Source organism: Bradyrhizobium sp. 45 (assembly GCF_023073155.1).
GTDB classification, from domain to species: Bacteria; Pseudomonadota; Alphaproteobacteria; order Rhizobiales; family Xanthobacteraceae; genus Bradyrhizobium; species Bradyrhizobium canariense_D.
Window position 1 is genome coordinate 1 of the sequence record NZ_JADPIX010000155.1, and the last position, 16,396, is coordinate 16,396.

The 16,396-nt window shown below is 63.6% G+C and carries 14 protein-coding genes and 1 other RNA gene; 10 read left to right on the forward strand and 5 right to left on the reverse strand.

The features are described from left to right. The first annotated feature begins 106 nt into the window (after nt 1-106). The 4 genes from IVB42_RS40330 (at nt 107) to IVB42_RS40345 (ending at nt 6,431) form a co-directional block, all read left to right on the forward strand. A complete protein-coding gene (locus IVB42_RS40330) occupies nt 107-2,005 on the forward strand; it encodes an ATP-binding protein (RefSeq protein ID WP_247472209.1) in 1,899 nt (632 codons plus the stop codon). Nucleotides 2,006-2,440: 435 nt separating this feature from the next. Further along, nucleotides 2,441-2,905 (forward strand): (2Fe-2S)-binding protein, encoded by a 465-nt coding sequence (locus IVB42_RS40335; RefSeq protein ID WP_018454596.1) that lies wholly within the window; start codon nt 2,441-2,443, stop codon nt 2,903-2,905. Nucleotides 2,906-2,913: 8 nt separating this feature from the next. Further along, nucleotides 2,914-5,091, forward strand: a complete 2,178-nt coding sequence (locus tag IVB42_RS40340) for a molybdopterin cofactor-binding domain-containing protein (protein WP_026232772.1) — start codon at nt 2,914-2,916, stop codon at nt 5,089-5,091. Next, nucleotides 5,088-6,431, forward strand: coding sequence for a cytochrome c (locus IVB42_RS40345; RefSeq protein ID WP_018454598.1), 1,344 nt, complete (start codon nt 5,088-5,090; stop codon nt 6,429-6,431). The genes IVB42_RS40340 and IVB42_RS40345 overlap by 4 nt, the downstream gene beginning before the upstream one ends. Nucleotides 6,432-6,621: 190 nt before the next feature. On the opposite strand, the gene IVB42_RS40350 is transcribed toward IVB42_RS40345, so the two are convergent. The 5 genes from IVB42_RS40350 to IVB42_RS40370 all read right to left on the reverse strand — a co-directional run bounded on the left by IVB42_RS40350 (nt 6,622) and on the right by IVB42_RS40370 (nt 9,127). Next, complete coding sequence (locus IVB42_RS40350) at nt 6,622-7,446, reverse strand: TIGR00282 family metallophosphoesterase (protein WP_018454599.1); 825 nt, start codon at nt 7,444-7,446, stop codon at nt 6,622-6,624. Then, entirely contained in the window at nt 7,424-8,020 is a 597-nt protein-coding gene (locus tag IVB42_RS40355; protein ID WP_018454600.1) for a 5-formyltetrahydrofolate cyclo-ligase, read from the reverse strand. The genes IVB42_RS40350 and IVB42_RS40355 overlap by 23 nt, the downstream gene beginning before the upstream one ends. A 228-nt stretch (nt 8,021-8,248) precedes the next feature. Then, nucleotides 8,249-8,408: non-coding RNA, 6S RNA (ssrS, locus tag IVB42_RS40360), on the reverse strand. A gap of 48 nt (nt 8,409-8,456) precedes the next feature. Beyond that, a complete protein-coding gene (locus IVB42_RS40365; protein ID WP_007599950.1) occupies nt 8,457-8,840 on the reverse strand; it encodes a cell division protein ZapA in 384 nt (127 codons plus the stop codon). Further along, the gene (locus IVB42_RS40370) at nt 8,837-9,127 is read right to left on the reverse strand and encodes a DUF4164 domain-containing protein (protein ID WP_007599949.1); all 291 of its coding nucleotides are present in this window, start codon (nt 9,125-9,127) and stop codon (nt 8,837-8,839) included. Before IVB42_RS40370 ends, IVB42_RS40365 begins: the two co-directional genes overlap by 4 nt. Between IVB42_RS40370 and IVB42_RS40375 the strand changes: the two genes are divergently transcribed. From IVB42_RS40375 to IVB42_RS40400, 6 genes are all read left to right on the forward strand, one after another. Further along, nucleotides 9,126-9,284: a hypothetical protein gene (locus IVB42_RS40375; protein WP_018454601.1), complete on the forward strand. Its 159-nt coding sequence runs from the start codon at nt 9,126-9,128 to the stop codon at nt 9,282-9,284. The two genes, IVB42_RS40370 and IVB42_RS40375, sit on opposite strands and share 2 nt — an antisense overlap. A gap of 185 nt (nt 9,285-9,469) precedes the next feature. Then, on the forward strand, nt 9,470-11,455 hold the full coding sequence (tkt, locus tag IVB42_RS40380) for a transketolase (RefSeq protein WP_018454602.1): 1,986 nt from the start codon (nt 9,470-9,472) through the stop codon (nt 11,453-11,455). A gap of 147 nt (nt 11,456-11,602) precedes the next feature. Then, a complete protein-coding gene (gap, locus tag IVB42_RS40385) occupies nt 11,603-12,610 on the forward strand; it encodes a type I glyceraldehyde-3-phosphate dehydrogenase (protein ID WP_018454603.1) in 1,008 nt (335 codons plus the stop codon). 152 nt (nt 12,611-12,762) lie between these two features. Next, nucleotides 12,763-13,959 (forward strand): phosphoglycerate kinase, encoded by a 1,197-nt coding sequence (locus tag IVB42_RS40390; protein WP_018454604.1) that lies wholly within the window; start codon nt 12,763-12,765, stop codon nt 13,957-13,959. A gap of 67 nt (nt 13,960-14,026) precedes the next feature. After that, entirely contained in the window at nt 14,027-15,094 is a 1,068-nt protein-coding gene (fba, locus tag IVB42_RS40395; protein ID WP_018454605.1) for a class II fructose-bisphosphate aldolase, read from the forward strand. Nucleotides 15,095-15,368: 274 nt separating this feature from the next. Next, nucleotides 15,369-16,394, forward strand: coding sequence for a class I fructose-bisphosphate aldolase (locus IVB42_RS40400; RefSeq protein WP_018454606.1), 1,026 nt, complete (start codon nt 15,369-15,371; stop codon nt 16,392-16,394). Nucleotides 16,395-16,396 lie beyond the last annotated feature (2 nt).

Genomic DNA, 16,396 nt, shown 5'->3' on the forward strand with positions numbered 1-16,396 from the left:
CAACCCGCACACATCATCGCATGGTCCTTCTGGCGCAGAGCTCACCAGGCTGCCGCTCAACGCGCCCACTTCAAATCAAAAAAGCAACTGTAATGCTAGGATGGCAATGCGGTTTTGCCTGTTCTCACTATCCTGGCGATCCTTTTGCAGGCGGACCTTCGCCGCCCCGCTGGTCGTCGCATTGTTGCTGGCAACACTGGGGCCGGGTCGGGCGGCTGATCCTGAGCCCAAGCGCGTTTTGATGCTGCAATCATTCGGCCTCCGCTTCAAACCGTGGACCGATTTCGCTGAGTTTCTTCGCCCTCAAATGATCAAGCAATCGAAAGTCCCAATCGACTTTCAGGACCACTCGCTGCTAAGCGCCCTTGTGGACGACGACAAGGCGCTCGCACCCTTTATCGGTTACCTCCAAGCATTGTACGGGGCCAAACCTCCCGACCTCATTGTCGCCCTCGGTGCGCCAGCTGCCGAGTTTGTGCAGCGGTATCGCGCTCAGCTTTTCCCCAAGACACCAATGATGTTTACTTCCGTCGAGGCGCGACGGGTCCAATACGACAAGCTGACCGAGTATGACACCGTGGCCGCTGCGGCTCATAATTTTCCTGCCGCCATCGAAACTATTCTGAAGGTGTTGCCCGACACGAAAGTGATCGCCGTCGTGAATGGGGCTTCGCCCAATGAAACATTTTGGCAAGGGGTATTGGAGCGAGAACTCGCACCGTTCAGCGGGCGGGTTGAACTACGATGGTATAACAAGCTGTCATTTGAAGATATCCTGAAAGACGCGGCACATCTTCCACCTCACAGCGCCATCTTCTGGCATCTGATGAGCGTTGATGCGGCGGGTGTTACACATGAGGGCACTGCCGCCTTGCACAGGCTCTCGGCTGCCGCCGATGCTCCCATCTTTTCCTATCTTGACGGATTTTTTGATGGCTCGATTGTCGGCGGCTCTATGCATTCGATCGAGAAGGGCATGACTATCGCAGCCGCGGCGGCAATCCGTATTCTAAACGGTGAAAAAGCTGGCGACGTAAAGGTCGCACCCAGCCAATTCGAGCTGCCAAGGTTCGATTGGCGGCAAATGCAGCGGTTCGGGATCAGCGACAGCCACCTGCCGCCCGGCAGCACGGTCTACTTCCGCGAGCCATCGGTGTGGGAACGGTATTTATGGCTGATCGCATCCGTCGTCGCGGTTTTTCTCATACAAGCCGGGCTTATTGCTATCCTGCTACGTGAGCATCGCCGTCGTCAATTCGCCGAAGTACAGTCGCGACAGCGCATGACTGAACTGGCCCACGTTAATCGCTTCGCGACCGCTGGCGAACTGACCGCCTCGATTGCTCACGAGATCAACCAGCCGCTTGGGTCTATTCTGACGAACGCCGAAACCGCAGCCGCGATCCTGCAATCGCAGCGTCCCGATATCGCTGCACTTTCCGATGTCGTTGAACTCAGGGAAATTGTGAACGATATTTTACAGGATGACCGGCGTGCCACCGAGGTCATTCGCAGGATGCGCAGCCTCCTAAAGAAGGCGCCGTTCGAATTGAAGCAACTGGACCTCAATGAGGTTGTGCAAGAGACGGTCAGATTTCTTTCGGCGCTAACCGTCAGCCGAAAATTCGAAATGGTCAACGTGATCACGCCAGATGCGCTACCGATCCTCGGCGATCGCATTCAGCTTCAACAAGTCATTTTGAACCTTGTGCTGAACGGGGTCGAGGCTATGAAGGACACGTCTCACGAAAGCCGCACTATCAGCATCCGGACCGCGCGCGTCGAGCAATTCGCCGAGCTATCCGTGTCAGATCGCGGACCCGGCATTCCAGAAGACAAATTGAAACAGGTTTTCGAGCCGTTTTACAGCAGTAAAGCGGAAGGCATGGGCATGGGCTTGTCCATTGCGCGCACCATTATCGAAGCACACAACGGGTTCATATCAGCGAGCAATCGGGAGCATGGCGGTGCCTCGTTCGCGATCAGGCTTCCCTTTGTCGCTTGATCCAAAACGGCGCCCGTACGCGGAGACGGACCCCTCACCCGAATGAGCCTGCGTCTACCGGCCTCGCTGCCCTCTCCCACAAGGGGAGAGGGCACAACAATGAGTCGCGGCAATTGATCGCGCCGTCGATCGACTTCCACAATCGCACGAGTTTCGTCATCGCATGATTTTGCGCATTCGCACGATCTTCTGTGGCCATCAATGACGCTTGTGAGCAAAATGCGTCAGAAAATGACGATTATCATATCAATTAGCCCAAAATTACTGCAGTGATCGCCGCACAAATTCGTGAACGTCATGGCCTAACGCGCTCACTGCGCAAAAATGCATTGCCGGACATGTCGACGCTTCATCGTTTCGCATCGATATGATTATTGTGCGCGCAAATTCGCTGACTAGATCGCCGCAAGCGATCGAGCGAGCAAGGGGATGCATATGGCAACTGTTCTCACCATCAACGGCGAAACGAAATCGTTCGACGCGCCACCTGACATGCCGCTGCTGTGGGTGCTGCGCGACGTCCTTGGGATGACCGGCACCAAGTTCGGCTGCGGGATTGCGCAGTGTGGCGCCTGCACCGTGCACGTCGACGGCAAGGCAGTCCGCTCCTGCGTCTTGCCGGTCAGCGCGGTCGCGAACCGCGCCATCACCACGATCGAGCATGTCGGCAGCACGCCAGCGGGCGCAAAGGTGCAGAAGGCCTGGCTCGATGCCGAAGTGATCCAGTGCGGCTACTGCCAGTCCGGCCAGATCATGTCGGCCGCGGCACTGCTGGCGGCAACGCCCAGCCCTGACGATTCCGACATCGACGCCGCGATGGCCGGCAACATCTGCCGCTGCGGCACCTATGTGCGCATCCGCGAGGCCATCAAGCAAGCCGCCTCCGGCCGTCAGTCGTGAGGTCCGCCATGATCACCGACAAGACTCTTCCTGACGTCTCCCGCCGTGCGGTTCTGACCGGCGGTCTCGCCACCGGCTTCCTGCTCGCCTTCCATCTGCCGCTCCGCGCCGCCGTCAACGAGCCGGAGCAGCCGAAGGACACGACCGACGGCAAATTCGCGCCGAACGCCTTCATCCGGGTCGAAGACACCGGCCGCACCGTGCTCCTGATGCCGCAAGTCGAGATGGGCCAGGGGGTCTATACCTCGATTGCGATGATCCTGGCCGAAGAGCTCGACGCGGATTGGGCAAAGGTTGCGGTGCTGCACGCGCCGCCCAACGACAAGCTCTACGCCAATCCGGCGTTCGGCCTGCAGGCCACGGGTGGTTCGACCTCGATCCGCGCCTGGTGGAATCCGTTGCGCGCCGCCGGCGCCAGCGCGAAGGCGATGCTGGTGCAGGCCGCAGCGGCGCAATGGCAGGTCGAGCCGGCAAGCTGCACGACATCGAAAGGCGAGGTCGTGCATGCCGCAAGCGGCCGCAAGCTCGGCTATGGCGAACTGGCACTGGCCGCACAGGGCCAAACGCCGCCGAAGGACGTCCGGGTGAAGGACCCCAAGGACTTCGTCATCATCGGCCAGCCGCTGAAGCGGCTCGACACGCCGGACAAGGTCAATGGCAAGGTCGTCTACGGCATCGACGCGATCCTGCCCGGCATGAAGATCGCCGCGATCGCCAATTGCCCGGTCTTTGGCGGCAAGGTCGGCAAGGTCGACGACAGCGCGGCGGTCAAAATTGCGGGCGTACGCAAGGTCGTGGTGCTCGAGGATGCGGTCGCGGTGATCGGCGATCACATGTGGGCCGCAAAGAAGGGCCTCGATGCGCTCAAGATCGAGTGGAACGAGGGACCGAACGCGAAGCTCAGCACGAAGGACGTCTGGCAGCATCTGCGCGCCGCCAGCGAGAAGGACGGCGTGGTCGCGAAATCGGTCGGCGACATCGCCAAGGGGCTCGCCAGCGGCGACAGGTTCGAGGCAAGCTTCGAACTGCCGTTCCTTGCGCATGCCTCGATGGAGCCGATCAACGCCACCGTTCACGTCAGGCCGGATGCCTGCGAGATCTGGACCGGCACGCAGATCATGACGCGCGTGCAGTCGGAGGCGGCGAAGGCTGCGGGCCTCCCGGTCGACAAGGTGATTGTCAACCAGCATCTGCTCGGTGGCGGCTTCGGCCGCAAGCTCGAGCCGGATATGGTGGTGGCCGCCGTGAAGATCGCAAAGCAGGTCGACTATCCCGTCAAGGTGATATGGACCCGTGAGGAGGACATCCAGCACGACGTCTACCGTCCGGTCTATCGCGACCAGGTCACGGCGTCGCTGGTCGACGGCAAGGTCGCGGCCTGGAAGTACAAGGTCGCCGGTTCCGCCGTGCTGGCGCGCTGGCTGCCGCCGGCGTTCCAGAAGGGTATCGACATCGACGCGGTCGATGCCGCCGTGGATGCACCCTACGACTTCACCAACTTCCATGTCGAATATGTCCGCGCCGAACCGCCGGCGGTGCCCACCGGCTTCTGGCGCGGCGTCGGTCCGAACAACAACGTGTTTGCGGTCGAATGCGCGATGGACGAGCTCGCGCGCAAGGCCGGCAAGGATCCGGTCGAATTCCGCCGCTCGATGCTGACGAAGAATCCGCGCATGCTCGCGGTGCTCAATCTTGCCGCCGAGAAATCTGGCTGGGGCCAACCGCTGCCACCGCGCGTCGGCCGCGGCGTCTGCGTCCAGCCGTCGTTTGCAAGCTTCCTCGCCACCGTGGTGGAAGCGGAGATCGACGATATCGGCGAGATCGTGCTCCGCCGTATCGTCTCGGTGGTCGACACCGGCATCGCGGTCAACCCCGACACGGTGAAGGCGCAGATCGAAGGCGGCCTGGTGTTCGGCCTCACCGCCGCACTCTATGGCGAGATCACCATCGAGAAGGGCCGCGTGCAGCAGTCGAACTTCCACGACTACCGCATGATGCGCATCAATGAGACACCGAAGATCGAGGTCGTCGTCGTCAAGAGCGGCGAAGCGCCCGGCGGCATCGGCGAGGCCGGCGTCAACGCCGGCCCGCCGGCGCTGCGCAACGCCATTTACGCAGCAACCGGCGTGGCGCTGCGGCGCCTGCCGATCGATCGGAAACTGCTGGCTGCGGGGAAAAAGGCATGAGCGGCAAGATGCGTATCCTCACTGGCATCGTCGTGATCGCCATTGTCGTCGTGGCGCTCGGCGTCTGGATCATCCGCGGGCCCGGCCCGCTCGACTTCGCCGGCGGCACCAAGGTGGCGCTGGCGGATTACCGTGCCGGCAAACCGGCCGGCGTGCCGGCAAAGTTGGAGAAGGCGAGCCTGGTCGAACGCGGCGAATACCTGGCGAAGGCGGCCGACTGCATGGTTTGCCACACCAAGCCCGGCGAGACGGACTATTCCGGCGGGCTCGGCTTCAAGCTGCCGTTCGGCACGCTCTATTCCACCAACATTACGCCGGACACGGACACCGGCATCGGCAATTACAGCGACCAGGATTTTCTCAACGCCGTCCAGCGCGGCAAGCGCCATGACGGCGCCCGGCTCTATCCGGCGATGCCCTACACGTCCTACACCTACATGACCGACGACGACGTGCTGGCGGTGAAGGCCTATCTGTTCAGCCTGCCTGCGGTGCGCGCGAAGCCGCCGGAGAACACGCTGTCCTTCCCTTTCAACCAGCGCTGGGCGATGATTGTCTGGTCGGCCGTGTTCAATCCGGACACGCGCTTTGCGCCCGATACGTCGAAGAGCCCGCAGTGGAATCGCGGCGCCTATCTCGTGGAGGCGCTGGCGCATTGCGGCGAATGCCACACGCCGCGCAATCTCGGCTTTGCGCTGGACAACCGCAAGAAATTTGCAGGCGCGATCACGGCCGGGTGGCGCGCCTTCAACATCTCCTCCGACAAGGCCACCGGCCTCGGCAGCTGGCGTGACGAGGACCTGGTCTCCTATCTGTCGCTCGGCCATGCGCCGGGCCACGGCTCGGCGTCGGGTCCGATGGGCGAAGCGGTCGACCACAGCTTTAGCCAGTTCGCGCCTGAGGACATAAGCAGCATCGTCGCTTATCTGCGCAGCGTGCCGCCGCAGCCCTCGCCCGACCTGCCCGCAATCACCGCGCCCGTCGCACCCGCCTCGCACAAGGACGGCGTCACGGCGGATGCGCGCGGCAAAATGGTGTTCGCCAGCGCCTGCGCCAGTTGCCATGGCTGGAGCGGCGAAAGCCCGGTCTCGCCGATGGCGACGCTGACCGGCACCTGGGCCGTCAACGACCCCGCCGCCACCAACGTCGCGCAAATCGTGCTGTCAGGCACCAAGCGCGACACGCCGGACGGCGCGCTGTCGATGCCGGCGTTCGGCAAGGCCTATAGCGACGACGAGATCGCGGCGGTGGCGAACTACGTGACAGCGCGGTTCGGCGCGAAGGGCTCGAAGCTGACGGCGAAGGATGTTGCGGAGTTGCGGGAGCAGACGGCGGAGTAATTCTCGCGCCGACTGACGCTGCACCCTCTCCCCTTGCAGGAGAGGGTGGCTTCGCGAAGCGAAGCCGGGTAAGGGGTTGTCTCCACGCGTCCAACTCGCATTTGAATTCGCGGAAGCGACCCCTCATCCGGCGCTTCGCGCCACCTTCTCCCACAAGGGGAGAAGGTGCAGCGGGATCTGCCGCTGCAATTCAGCTCAGCCAGAATTTCGGCGTCGTCGGCTCCAGCCTGCCGCCGGCGCGCACCGGCCCAATACGGAGCGCAAGCCCCGTCGCGTCATCCGTCTCGACCGCAACGCCGCTGAGCGTCGCAGCGCCCGCTGCCGGCTCGAAGCGGCCTGAGGGGATCCCGGAGGTGAACCTGCGCAACGGCTCCTCCTTCTGCATGCCGATGATGGAATCGTAGTCGCCGGTCATGCCGGCATCGGTCATGTAGGCGGTGCCGCCCGACAGGATCTGGTGGTCGGCGGTCGGCACATGGGTGTGGGTGCCGACGACGAGGCTGGCGCGGCCGTCGCAGAAGAAGCCGATGCCCTGCTTCTCGCTGGTCGCCTCGCAATGGAAGTCGACGACGATGGCGTCCGCGGCAATGCCGAGCGGGCAGGCGCCGAGCTCGCGCTCGAGGGCCGCGAAGGGATCGTCGAACGGGGTCATGAAGACGCGGCCCAAAGCGTTGACGACGAGCGCGTGCTTGCCGTTCTTGGTCTCGACCAACGCGGCGCCACGGCCGGGCGTCCCGCGCGGATAGTTCGCCGGCCGCACCAGGCGCTCCGCGCGCTCGATGAACACCAGTGCTTCGCGCTGATCCCAGGAGTGATTGCCGAGCGTCACCGCGTCGGCGCCGGCGTCGAGAAACTCCTGATAGATCGCTTCCGTGATGCCGAAGCCGCCGGCGGAATTCTCGCCGTTGACGACGACGAAATCGAGCGACCAGTCCTTGACCATGCCAGGCAGATATTCGGCGATGGCATTGCGCCCGGCACGGCCGACGACATCACCCACGAAGAGAATGCGCAACTTCAGAACTCCGGAAATCGAATACGTCCGATTCCGTTAGCACATAATCCAGCGCCACGTCGTGGGCTAGTGCCGGAACCGCCTTGATCTCCTGCGCTGCAAAAGCGAGCCCGATGCCGACGATGGTCTTGGTTTTTCGCAGATGCGCGAAGGTGTGGTCGTAGTGCCCCGCGCCATAGCCGATGCGATGGCCGAGACGATCGAAGGCAGCGAGCGGCGTCAGCATGATGTCGGGAATGACTTCAGCGGCCCCAGGCGACGGCTCGGGAATGCCGAGCGGGCCGAGCATCAGGCGATCGTTCGGATGGAAGATGCGGAAGATCAGCGCCTGGCCCCGCGCAGTGACGCAAGGCAGCGCAAGCCTGGCACCCTGCTCGGCGAGCTTCTTCAGCAGCGGCATCGGATCGATCTCGCTGCGGATCGGCGAATAGCCCGATACGATGCTGCCAGGCAGAAGCTGGAATGGCAGCCCGCGCTTGGCGAGCTTGGCGGCGGCGGCGATGCGTTTCTTTTCGCTCAGCGCATCGCGCGCCGCGAGGGCTTTGGCACGGAGTTCGGCTTTGGTGTTGGTCATGCGCGCTTGCTCCGAAGGCTGAGCCTTGCTCCGCCGTCATCACCCGCCTTGTGCGCCCTTGCGCACTGGGGCGGGTGATCCAGTATTCCAGAGACGCCAATGCAAAAACCTCGACAGCGCGGCGTACTGGATGCCCCGCCTGCGCGGGGCATGACACCGAAATCAAACCGCGAGCGTGTCGGGGACGCAATTTCGACAGGCACGAACCAGAAGGAAGAAAAACAAAAGTGCGAAGCCGCGAACGCCGTTGAAGCACTCGATCCCGGAGTTCCCTACGAAAGTAGGTGGGCACCATATGTCCGAGCCCACGGGCCCGGCCAGGGACAGTTCCCTAAAGGATCGATAAGGCCCCGGGGATAATGGCTCCTGACGCGCGTCGCAGCCCCGCTTGGGCAATGTAACAACGATGCTGACGAATCGCCAGCCCGGTGAAGGGTCAGCCGATGGCGATCCCGTTGCCGACGGTGCGGTTCAGGACCTGGGTCGACTTCTCGATGCGCTCGGCGGCAGAGTTCAGTGCGTTCACGACCGCGGTCTGGGTCAACCGGGCGCGCTCGACGGCGGCGTTGCGGAAATCCCGCAGTTCGGTCAGCTCCTGCTCCATGGTCCGGATGCGGTTGCCGGCATCGACCAGTTCGTCGCAGACGGTCAGCGCCGCCATCACGGTGAGCCTGGCATCACCGATCTCGCCGAACTTTCCGCGCAGCGACTGAATCCGCGTCTCCAGGCTTTCAGCCAGCTTGAGCAGCCGCACCTCCTGGCCTTCCTCGCAGGCCATGCGGTATTGCCGGCCGTTGATGGTGACGTTGATGTGGCTCATCCGTCCTCTCCGGTATCGAGCACCGAACGTATCGTGACGATCGCGGAATCCAGCCGATCGGAGATCTCGCGGCTGGAGCGCTCGAGCTTGCGTGCCTTCACCAGCGCGCCGTCGAGCTCGTCGGCAAGCCGCGAGCGGTCCGCGCCGAGCGCCTGAATCCGCGCCGCGAGCTCGTTCTCGTCGCGATCGGCATCGCGCCGCCGCTCCACCGCGCTTTCGAGCGAGTCGAGCGCCGCCATGAGCCTGCGGGTCGCGATCTCGATCTCGACGGCCGAGGACTCGGTCATGGCAGAGCTGTTGGATACGCGATCGTTCATGCAGTCAGCGGCGGAACCTGTGGCCTTGCCCTTGGAGTTTTCCTTTGGGCTTTTCCTGGGGCTTGCCGTCCGGCAAAAGACTCGGTTCGGCAAGCGGTTAGAAGCAGAAATTTACGTGGCAAGCTAGGGAATCGCAACGCCGCCGCGAAACCTATGCACTGCTAAGCAACTTTTGCGGCCAAACCGGCGTTTGATTGCCTTGGCCTGTCGGAACCGAGATGCTATCCCAGCCGCGACCCCAGCGGCCGAAAGGCTCCTTCCGGCGCGGCCAAATCCAGCCACAAGCGCCTCATTTCAGACGGATTTTCAGACATGACGCAGGTCGATCACAACCGTATGGCCAATGCGATCCGCGGCCTTGCCATGGACGGCGTCGAGAAGGCGAAATCGGGTCATCCGGGCCTGCCGATGGGCGCCGCCGACATGGCGACCGTGCTGTTCACGCAATTCCTGAAATTCGACGTCGCCGCGCTGGACTGGCCGGACCGCGACCGCTTCGTGCTCTCGGCCGGGCACGGCTCGATGCTGATCTATTCGCTGCTGTATCTGATCGGCAGCCCAGAGATGACGATCGACCAGCTCAAGGACTTTCGCCAGTTGGGATCGCTGACACCCGGACATCCCGAGCACGGCCACACCAAGGGCATCGAGACCACCACCGGTCCGCTCGGCCAGGGCATTTCCACCGCCGTCGGCATGGCGCTCGCCGAGAAGATGCTCGCCGCCGAGTTCGGCAAGAAGATTGTCGATCACCATACCTATGTGATCGCTTCCGACGGCGATTTGATGGAAGGCGTGTCGCAGGAAGCGATCGCGTTGGCCGGGCACTGGAAGCTCAACAAGCTGATCGTGCTCTATGACGACAACGGCATTTCGATCGACGGTCCGACCTCGCTTTCCGACTCCGTCGACCAGGTGAAGCGGTTCAAGTCGGCGGGCTGGGCCGCCGAAAAGATCGACGGCCACGACCAGGCCGCAATCGCCGCCGCGATCACGCGCGCGCAGAAATCAAACAAGCCGACGCTGATCGCCTGCCGCACCACCATCGGCTTCGGCGCCCCGCATAAGGCCGGCACCAACAAGGTGCACGGCGAAGCGCTCGGCGCCGACGAGCTCAAGGCCGCCAAGGAAAATCTCGGCATTTCGCTGGAGCCGTTCTCGGTGCCCGACGACGTGCTCAAGGCCTGGCGCGCGGCCGGCAGCCGCGGCGCGGCGGCACGACAGGAATGGGAAGCAAGGCTCGGTGAACTCGGCAGCCGCAAGCGCGCCGAGTTCGAGCGTCGCCTGCGCCACGAGCGCCCGGCCGCGCTCGCGAAGGCGGTGCGCGCCTACAAGAAGGAGCTGCTGGAAAAGCCGATGAATGCGGCGACCCGCAAATCCTCCGAAGCCGTGATCGAAGTGATTGCCGGCGCGATGCCGATGGAATTTCTGGCGGGCTCGGCCGACCTCACCGGCTCCAACAACAACAAGGCGAAGTCCGCAACCGCGTTCTCGGCCAAGACGCCGAAGGGCCGCTTCATCCATTACGGCATCCGCGAGCACGGCATGTGCGCGGCGATGAACGGCATCTTCCTGCACGGTGGTTTTGCGCCGAACGGCGCGACCTTCCTGGTGTTCACCGATTATGCGCGGCCCGCGATGCGGCTCGCCGCATTGATGGGGACCGGGGTCGTTTATGTCATGACCCACGATTCCATCGGCCTCGGCGAAGACGGCCCGACCCACCAGCCGGTCGAGCATCTCTCAGCACTTCGCGCCATTCCCAACATGCGCGTGTTCCGTCCGTGCGATTCCATCGAGGTTGCCGAGTGCTGGGAGCTCGCGCTCAACCGCATCGACGGCCCGACAGTCTTGGCGCTGACCCGTCAGAACCTGCCGCAACTGCGCACCACCGCACCGAACGAGAGCCCCTGCCGGTTCGGTGCCTACGAGCTGGTGGCCGCCCAGGGCGAAGCCAAGGCGACGCTGTTCGCCTCGGGCTCCGAAGTGGAGATGGCCGTGGCCGCCCAGAAGCAGCTCGCCGAGCGCGGCATTCCGACCCGGGTGGTTTCGGTTCCCTCGCTCGAGCTCCTGCTAGCGCAACCAAAGGAGCGCCGCGACGAGATCATCGGCAATGCCCCCATCAAGGTCGCAATCGAGGCCGCCGTGCGCTGGGGCTGGGACGCCGTGATCGGCCAGGATGGCGAGTTTATCGGCATGCACTCCTTCGGCGCCAGCGCCCCTCTCAACAAGGTATTCCAGCACTTTGGCATTACCGCCGAGGCCGCGGTTAACGCCGTTCTGAAACGCGTTTCCTGAGAGTTGAGATTACCGAAAAAAAGGACTACCTAACGTCCCATATGATCAAGCCCCGCCCGGCCGAACCGGGCGTCCGCCCTAAAAAAACCCTCGCAGGCGCGCTAGCGCGTTGTGCGGGATGACAACGGTCATTGAAGGAGACGAAACATGGCAGTCCGCGTCGGAATCAACGGTTTTGGCCGCATCGGCCGCAACATTCTGCGGGCCATCGCTGAGTCCGGCCGCAAGGACATCGAGGTCGTCGGCATCAACGACCTCGGCCCGGTCGAGACCAACGCCCATCTGCTTCGCTTCGACAGCGTCCATGGCCGTTTCCCCGGCACCGTGACCGTCGATGGCGACACGATCAGCCTCGGTGGCAACAAGATCAAGGTGACCGCCGAGCGCGATCCCTCGAAGCTGCCCTGGAAAGATCTCGGCATCGACATCGCGATGGAATGCACCGGCATCTTCACCTCGAAGGACAAGGCCTCCGCGCATCTGACTGCCGGCGCCAAGCGCGTTCTCGTTTCTGCGCCCGCCGACGGCGCCGACGCCACCATCGTCTACGGCGTCAACCACGACACGCTGACCCGGGAACATCTGGTCGTCTCCAACGGCTCCTGCACCACCAACTGTCTTGCGCCGATCGCCAAGGTGCTGAACGACCTCGTCGGCATCGAGACCGGCTTCATGACCACGATCCACGCCTATACCGGCGACCAGCCGACTCTCGACACCATGCACAAGGATCTCTATCGCGGCCGCGCGGCTGCGATGTCGATGATCCCGACCTCGACCGGCGCCGCCAAGGCGATCGGCCTCGTGCTGCCGGAACTGAAGGGCAAGCTCGACGGCGTCGCGATCCGCGTGCCGACCCCGAACGTCTCGGTCGTCGATCTCAAGATCGTGGCCAAGCGCGCCACCGATCCGAAGGAAATCAACGAGGCGATGAAGCGTGCCTCCGAGCAGCAGCTCAAGGGCATTCTCGGCTACACCACCGCGCCGAACGTCTCGATCGACTTCAACCACGACCCGCACTCCTCGACATTCCACATGGACCAGACCAAGGTGCAGAACGGCACGCTGGTGCGCGTGATGTCCTGGTACGACAACGAGTGGGGCTTCTCGAATCGTATGGCGGATACCGCCGTCGCGATGTCGAAGGTGATCTAACTCCGCTCTCGTGTCCCGGACGCGACGTAGCGTGAAGCGCTGCGTCGCAGAGCCGGGGCCCGTTTAACTAACCGCGGGACTCGCCGCAATTTGGGTCCCGGTTCTGCACGGCGGCACTACGCGCCGCGGTGCGCCCGGGACAAGGGCCTCCGATGACGAAATCATTCCGCACCCTCGACGACGTCGATGTGAAGGGCAAGCGCGTGCTGCTGCGCGTTGACCTCAACGTGCCCATGGAGAACGGCCGCGTCAGCGACGCAACCCGGCTCGAGCGCGTCGCGCCGACCATCACCGAAATCTCGGACAAGGGTGGCAAGGTCATCCTGCTCGCGCATTTCGGCCGGCCGAAAGGGCGCGATGCCAAGGACTCGCTCAAGCCCGTGGCCGAGGCGCTGTCGAAGGTGGTGAAGAAGCCCGTCGCCTTCGCCGACGACTGCATCGGCGAGCCCGCGGTCAAGGCCGTTGCCGGCTTGAAGGACGGTGACATCCTCTGTCTCGAAAACACCCGCTTCCACAAAGAGGAAGAGAAGAACGATCCGGCCTTTGTCGCGGAGCTCGCAAAACTCGGCGACATCTGGGTCAATGACGCGTTCTCGGCCGCGCACCGCGCCCACGCCTCGACCGAAGGCCTCGGCCACAAGCTGCCCGCCTATGCCGGCCGCACCATGCAGGCCGAATTGGTCGCGCTGGAGAAGGCGCTGGGCTCACCGACCAAGCCTGTCATCGCTATCATCGGCGGCGCCAAGGTCTCGACCAAGATCGACCTGCTCGAAAACCTCGTGACTAAGGTCGACGCGCTCGTGATCGGCGGCGGCATGGCCAACACCTTCCTGCACGCCCAGGGCGTCGGCATCGGCAAGTCGCTGGCCGAGAAGGATCTCGCCGCGACCGCGTTGCGCATCATGGAAAAGGCCGAAGCCGCCAACTGCGCCATCATCCTGCCGGTCGACGCTACCGTCGCCTATCATTTCGCGGCCAACGCGCCGTCGCACGCCTATGGCCTCGACGCGATCCCGGCCGACGGCATGATCCTCGACGTCGGTCCGCAGTCGATCGCACGTGTCCATGCCGCGATCGACGATGCGGCGACGCTGGTCTGGAACGGACCGCTCGGTGCCTTCGAGATGCAGCCGTTCGACCGCGGCACGATGTCCGCCGCCAAGCATGCCGCCGAGCGCACCAGGGCCAAGAAGCTGATCTCGATCGCGGGCGGCGGCGACACCGTCGCGGCTCTCAACCAGGCCCATGTGGCCGGTCAGTTCACCTATGTCTCGACCGCCGGTGGCGCATTTCTTGAATGGATGGAAGGCAAGCCCCTGCCCGGCGTCGAAGTTCTGCGCACCAAGTAATCGGTCGGCAAGTCGTCAGCCGCCTTCAAGCAGTGGCCTTGCAGGCCCAAACGGGAGAAAAACACAGATGGCTCGGATCACGTTGCGTCAATTGCTCGACCATGCGGCGGAGAACGATTACGGCGTCCCGGCCTTCAACATCAACAACATGGAGCAGGCGCTGGCGATCATGGACGCGGCCAACCAGGTCGACGCGCCCGTCATCATCCAGGCCTCGCGCGGTGCGCGCTCCTACGCCAACGACGTCATGCTCAAGCACATGATGGACGCGGTGACCGAGATCTACCCGCACATCCCGGTCTGCGTGCATCTCGACCACGGCAACGAGCCGGCCACCTGCATGACCGCGATCCAGGCCGGCTTCACCTCGGTGATGATGGACGGCTCGCTCAAGGCCGACGGCAAGACCCCCGGTGACTGGGGCTACAATGTCGGCGTCACCAAGACCGTAACCGACATGGCCCATCTCGGCGGCATCTCGGTCGAGGGCGAGCTTGGCGTGCTCGGCTCGCTCGAGACCGGCATGGGCGACAAGGAAGACGGCCACGGCGCCGAGGGCAAGCTCAGCCACGACCAACTCCTGACCAATCCGGATGAAGCCGTGAAGTTCGTCCAGGAGACCCAGGTCGACGCGCTCGCGATCGCGATGGGGACGTCTCACGGTGCCTACAAATTCACCCGCAAACCCGACGGCGACATCCTCGCCATGAACGTGATCGAGGAGATCCACCGCAAGCTGCCGAACATGCATCTCGTCATGCACGGCTCCTCCTCGGTGCCGCAGGACCTCCAGGACATCATCAACGCCTATGGCGGCAAGATGAAGCCGACCTGGGGCGTGCCTGTTGCCGAGATCCAGCGCGGCATCAAGAACGGCGTGCGCAAGATCAACATCGACACCGACAACCGCATGGCGATGACCGGCCAGATCCGGAAAGTGCTCAAGGACAATCCCGAAGAGTTCGATCCGCGCAAGTACCTGAAGCCCGCGATGGAAGCGATGACCAGGCTGTGCAAGCAGCGGCTCCAGGAATTCAATACCGCGGGCCAAGCCTCCAAGATCAAGAAGGTGCTGACCACGGCCGAGATGGCCAAGCGCTACGCCAAGGGCGAGCTCGCCCCGAAGGTGGCGTAAGCTGCTCTATCCTTCCCCTCTCCCCGCCCTTCGCGGGGAGAGGGTTGGGGTGAGGGGCTCTCTCGGCAGATGAGATGACTGCGGGACCTGTACCCCCCTCACCCGGATCGCAAGGGCGATCCGACCTCTCCCCGAAGCGGGGCGAGGTGAAGAGTCGCCCGGCCGGCCCAACGCTGCCCCAGCCCTTACCCTGCGACGAACGTTAACTCGGCATTTGCCCGAGAACGGTCTATTTTCACCGGCAAGGGCAGAATCGTTTTGGGAGGACATCTCGATGAATCTGACTGAGCTGAACAGGATCGCGACCGCCCTGGTCGCGCCCGGCAAGGGCATCCTTGCCGCCGACGAATCCTCCGGCACCATCAAGAAGCGTTTCGACGCGATCGGCGTGGAATCGACCGAAGAGAACCGCCGCGACTATCGCGAGATGCTGTTCCGCTCGAACGAAGCCATGAGCCGCTACATCTCCGGCGTCATCCTCTATGACGAGACGATCTGGCAGAACGCGAAGGACGGCACGCCCCTGGTCAAGCTGATCGAGAGCAGCGGCGCCATCCCCGGGATCAAGGTCGACGAAGGCACCCAAGCCCTGCCGATGTGTCCGGGCGAGCTCGTCACCGTCGGGCTCGACAAGCTCGCCGAACGGCTGAAGAAATATCACGAGCGCGGCGCACGCTTCGCCAAATGGCGCGCGGTGATCGACATCGGCAGTGGCATCCCTTCCATGACTGCGATCAGCGTCAACGCCCACGCGCTGGCGCGCTACGCAGCGCTGTGCCAGGCCGCGCAGATCGTGCCGATCGTCGAACCCGAAGTGTTGATGGACGGCGATCACGACATCGATCGCTGCTATGAGGTGACGAGCCGTGTGCTCAACAAGACGTTTCAGGAATTGCGCGTGCAGCGCGTCGCGCTCGAGGGCATGGTGCTGAAGCCGAACATGGCCATCTCCGGCAAGAAGTGCGCGAAGCAGGCTTGCGTCGAGGAGGTCGCGGAGAAGACGATACGGCTGCTCAAGGCGTGCGTGCCCGCGGCGGTGCCCGGCATCGCCTTCCTCTCCGGCGGCCAATCGGATGAAGAGGCAACGGCGCATCTCAACGCCATGCACAAGCTCGGCCCGCTGCCCTGGGGCCTGACCTTCTCCTATGGTCGCGCACTCCAGGCCGCGCCGCAGAAGGCCTGGTCAGGCAAGGCCGAGAACGTCGCGGCCGGACAAAGCGCATTCAGTCACCGCGCGCGCATGAATGGCCTCGCCTGCAAAGGCGAATGGCAAAGCAGCCTGGAACAGAAAGCGGCCTAGAT

Coding starts and splice junctions, on each gene's coding strand:
- IVB42_RS40330 (WP_247472209.1), top strand. CDS start 107: ATGCGGTTTTGCCTGTTCTCACTATCCTGGCGATCCTTTTGCAGGCGG.
- IVB42_RS40335 (WP_018454596.1), top strand. CDS start 2,441: ATGGCAACTGTTCTCACCATCAACGGCGAAACGAAATCGTTCGACGCG.
- IVB42_RS40340 (WP_026232772.1), top strand. CDS start 2,914: ATGATCACCGACAAGACTCTTCCTGACGTCTCCCGCCGTGCGGTTCTG.
- IVB42_RS40345 (WP_018454598.1), top strand. CDS start 5,088: ATGAGCGGCAAGATGCGTATCCTCACTGGCATCGTCGTGATCGCCATT.
- IVB42_RS40355 (WP_018454600.1), bottom strand. CDS start 8,020: ATGACCAACACCAAAGCCGAACTCCGTGCCAAAGCCCTCGCGGCGCGC.
- IVB42_RS40365 (WP_007599950.1), bottom strand. CDS start 8,840: ATGAGCCACATCAACGTCACCATCAACGGCCGGCAATACCGCATGGCC.
- IVB42_RS40375 (WP_018454601.1), top strand. CDS start 9,126: ATGGCAGAGCTGTTGGATACGCGATCGTTCATGCAGTCAGCGGCGGAA.
- IVB42_RS40370 (WP_007599949.1), bottom strand. CDS start 9,127: ATGACCGAGTCCTCGGCCGTCGAGATCGAGATCGCGACCCGCAGGCTC.
- tkt (WP_018454602.1), top strand. CDS start 9,470: ATGACGCAGGTCGATCACAACCGTATGGCCAATGCGATCCGCGGCCTT.
- gap (WP_018454603.1), top strand. CDS start 11,603: ATGGCAGTCCGCGTCGGAATCAACGGTTTTGGCCGCATCGGCCGCAAC.
- IVB42_RS40390 (WP_018454604.1), top strand. CDS start 12,763: ATGACGAAATCATTCCGCACCCTCGACGACGTCGATGTGAAGGGCAAG.
- fba (WP_018454605.1), top strand. CDS start 14,027: ATGGCTCGGATCACGTTGCGTCAATTGCTCGACCATGCGGCGGAGAAC.
- IVB42_RS40400 (WP_018454606.1), top strand. CDS start 15,369: ATGAATCTGACTGAGCTGAACAGGATCGCGACCGCCCTGGTCGCGCCC.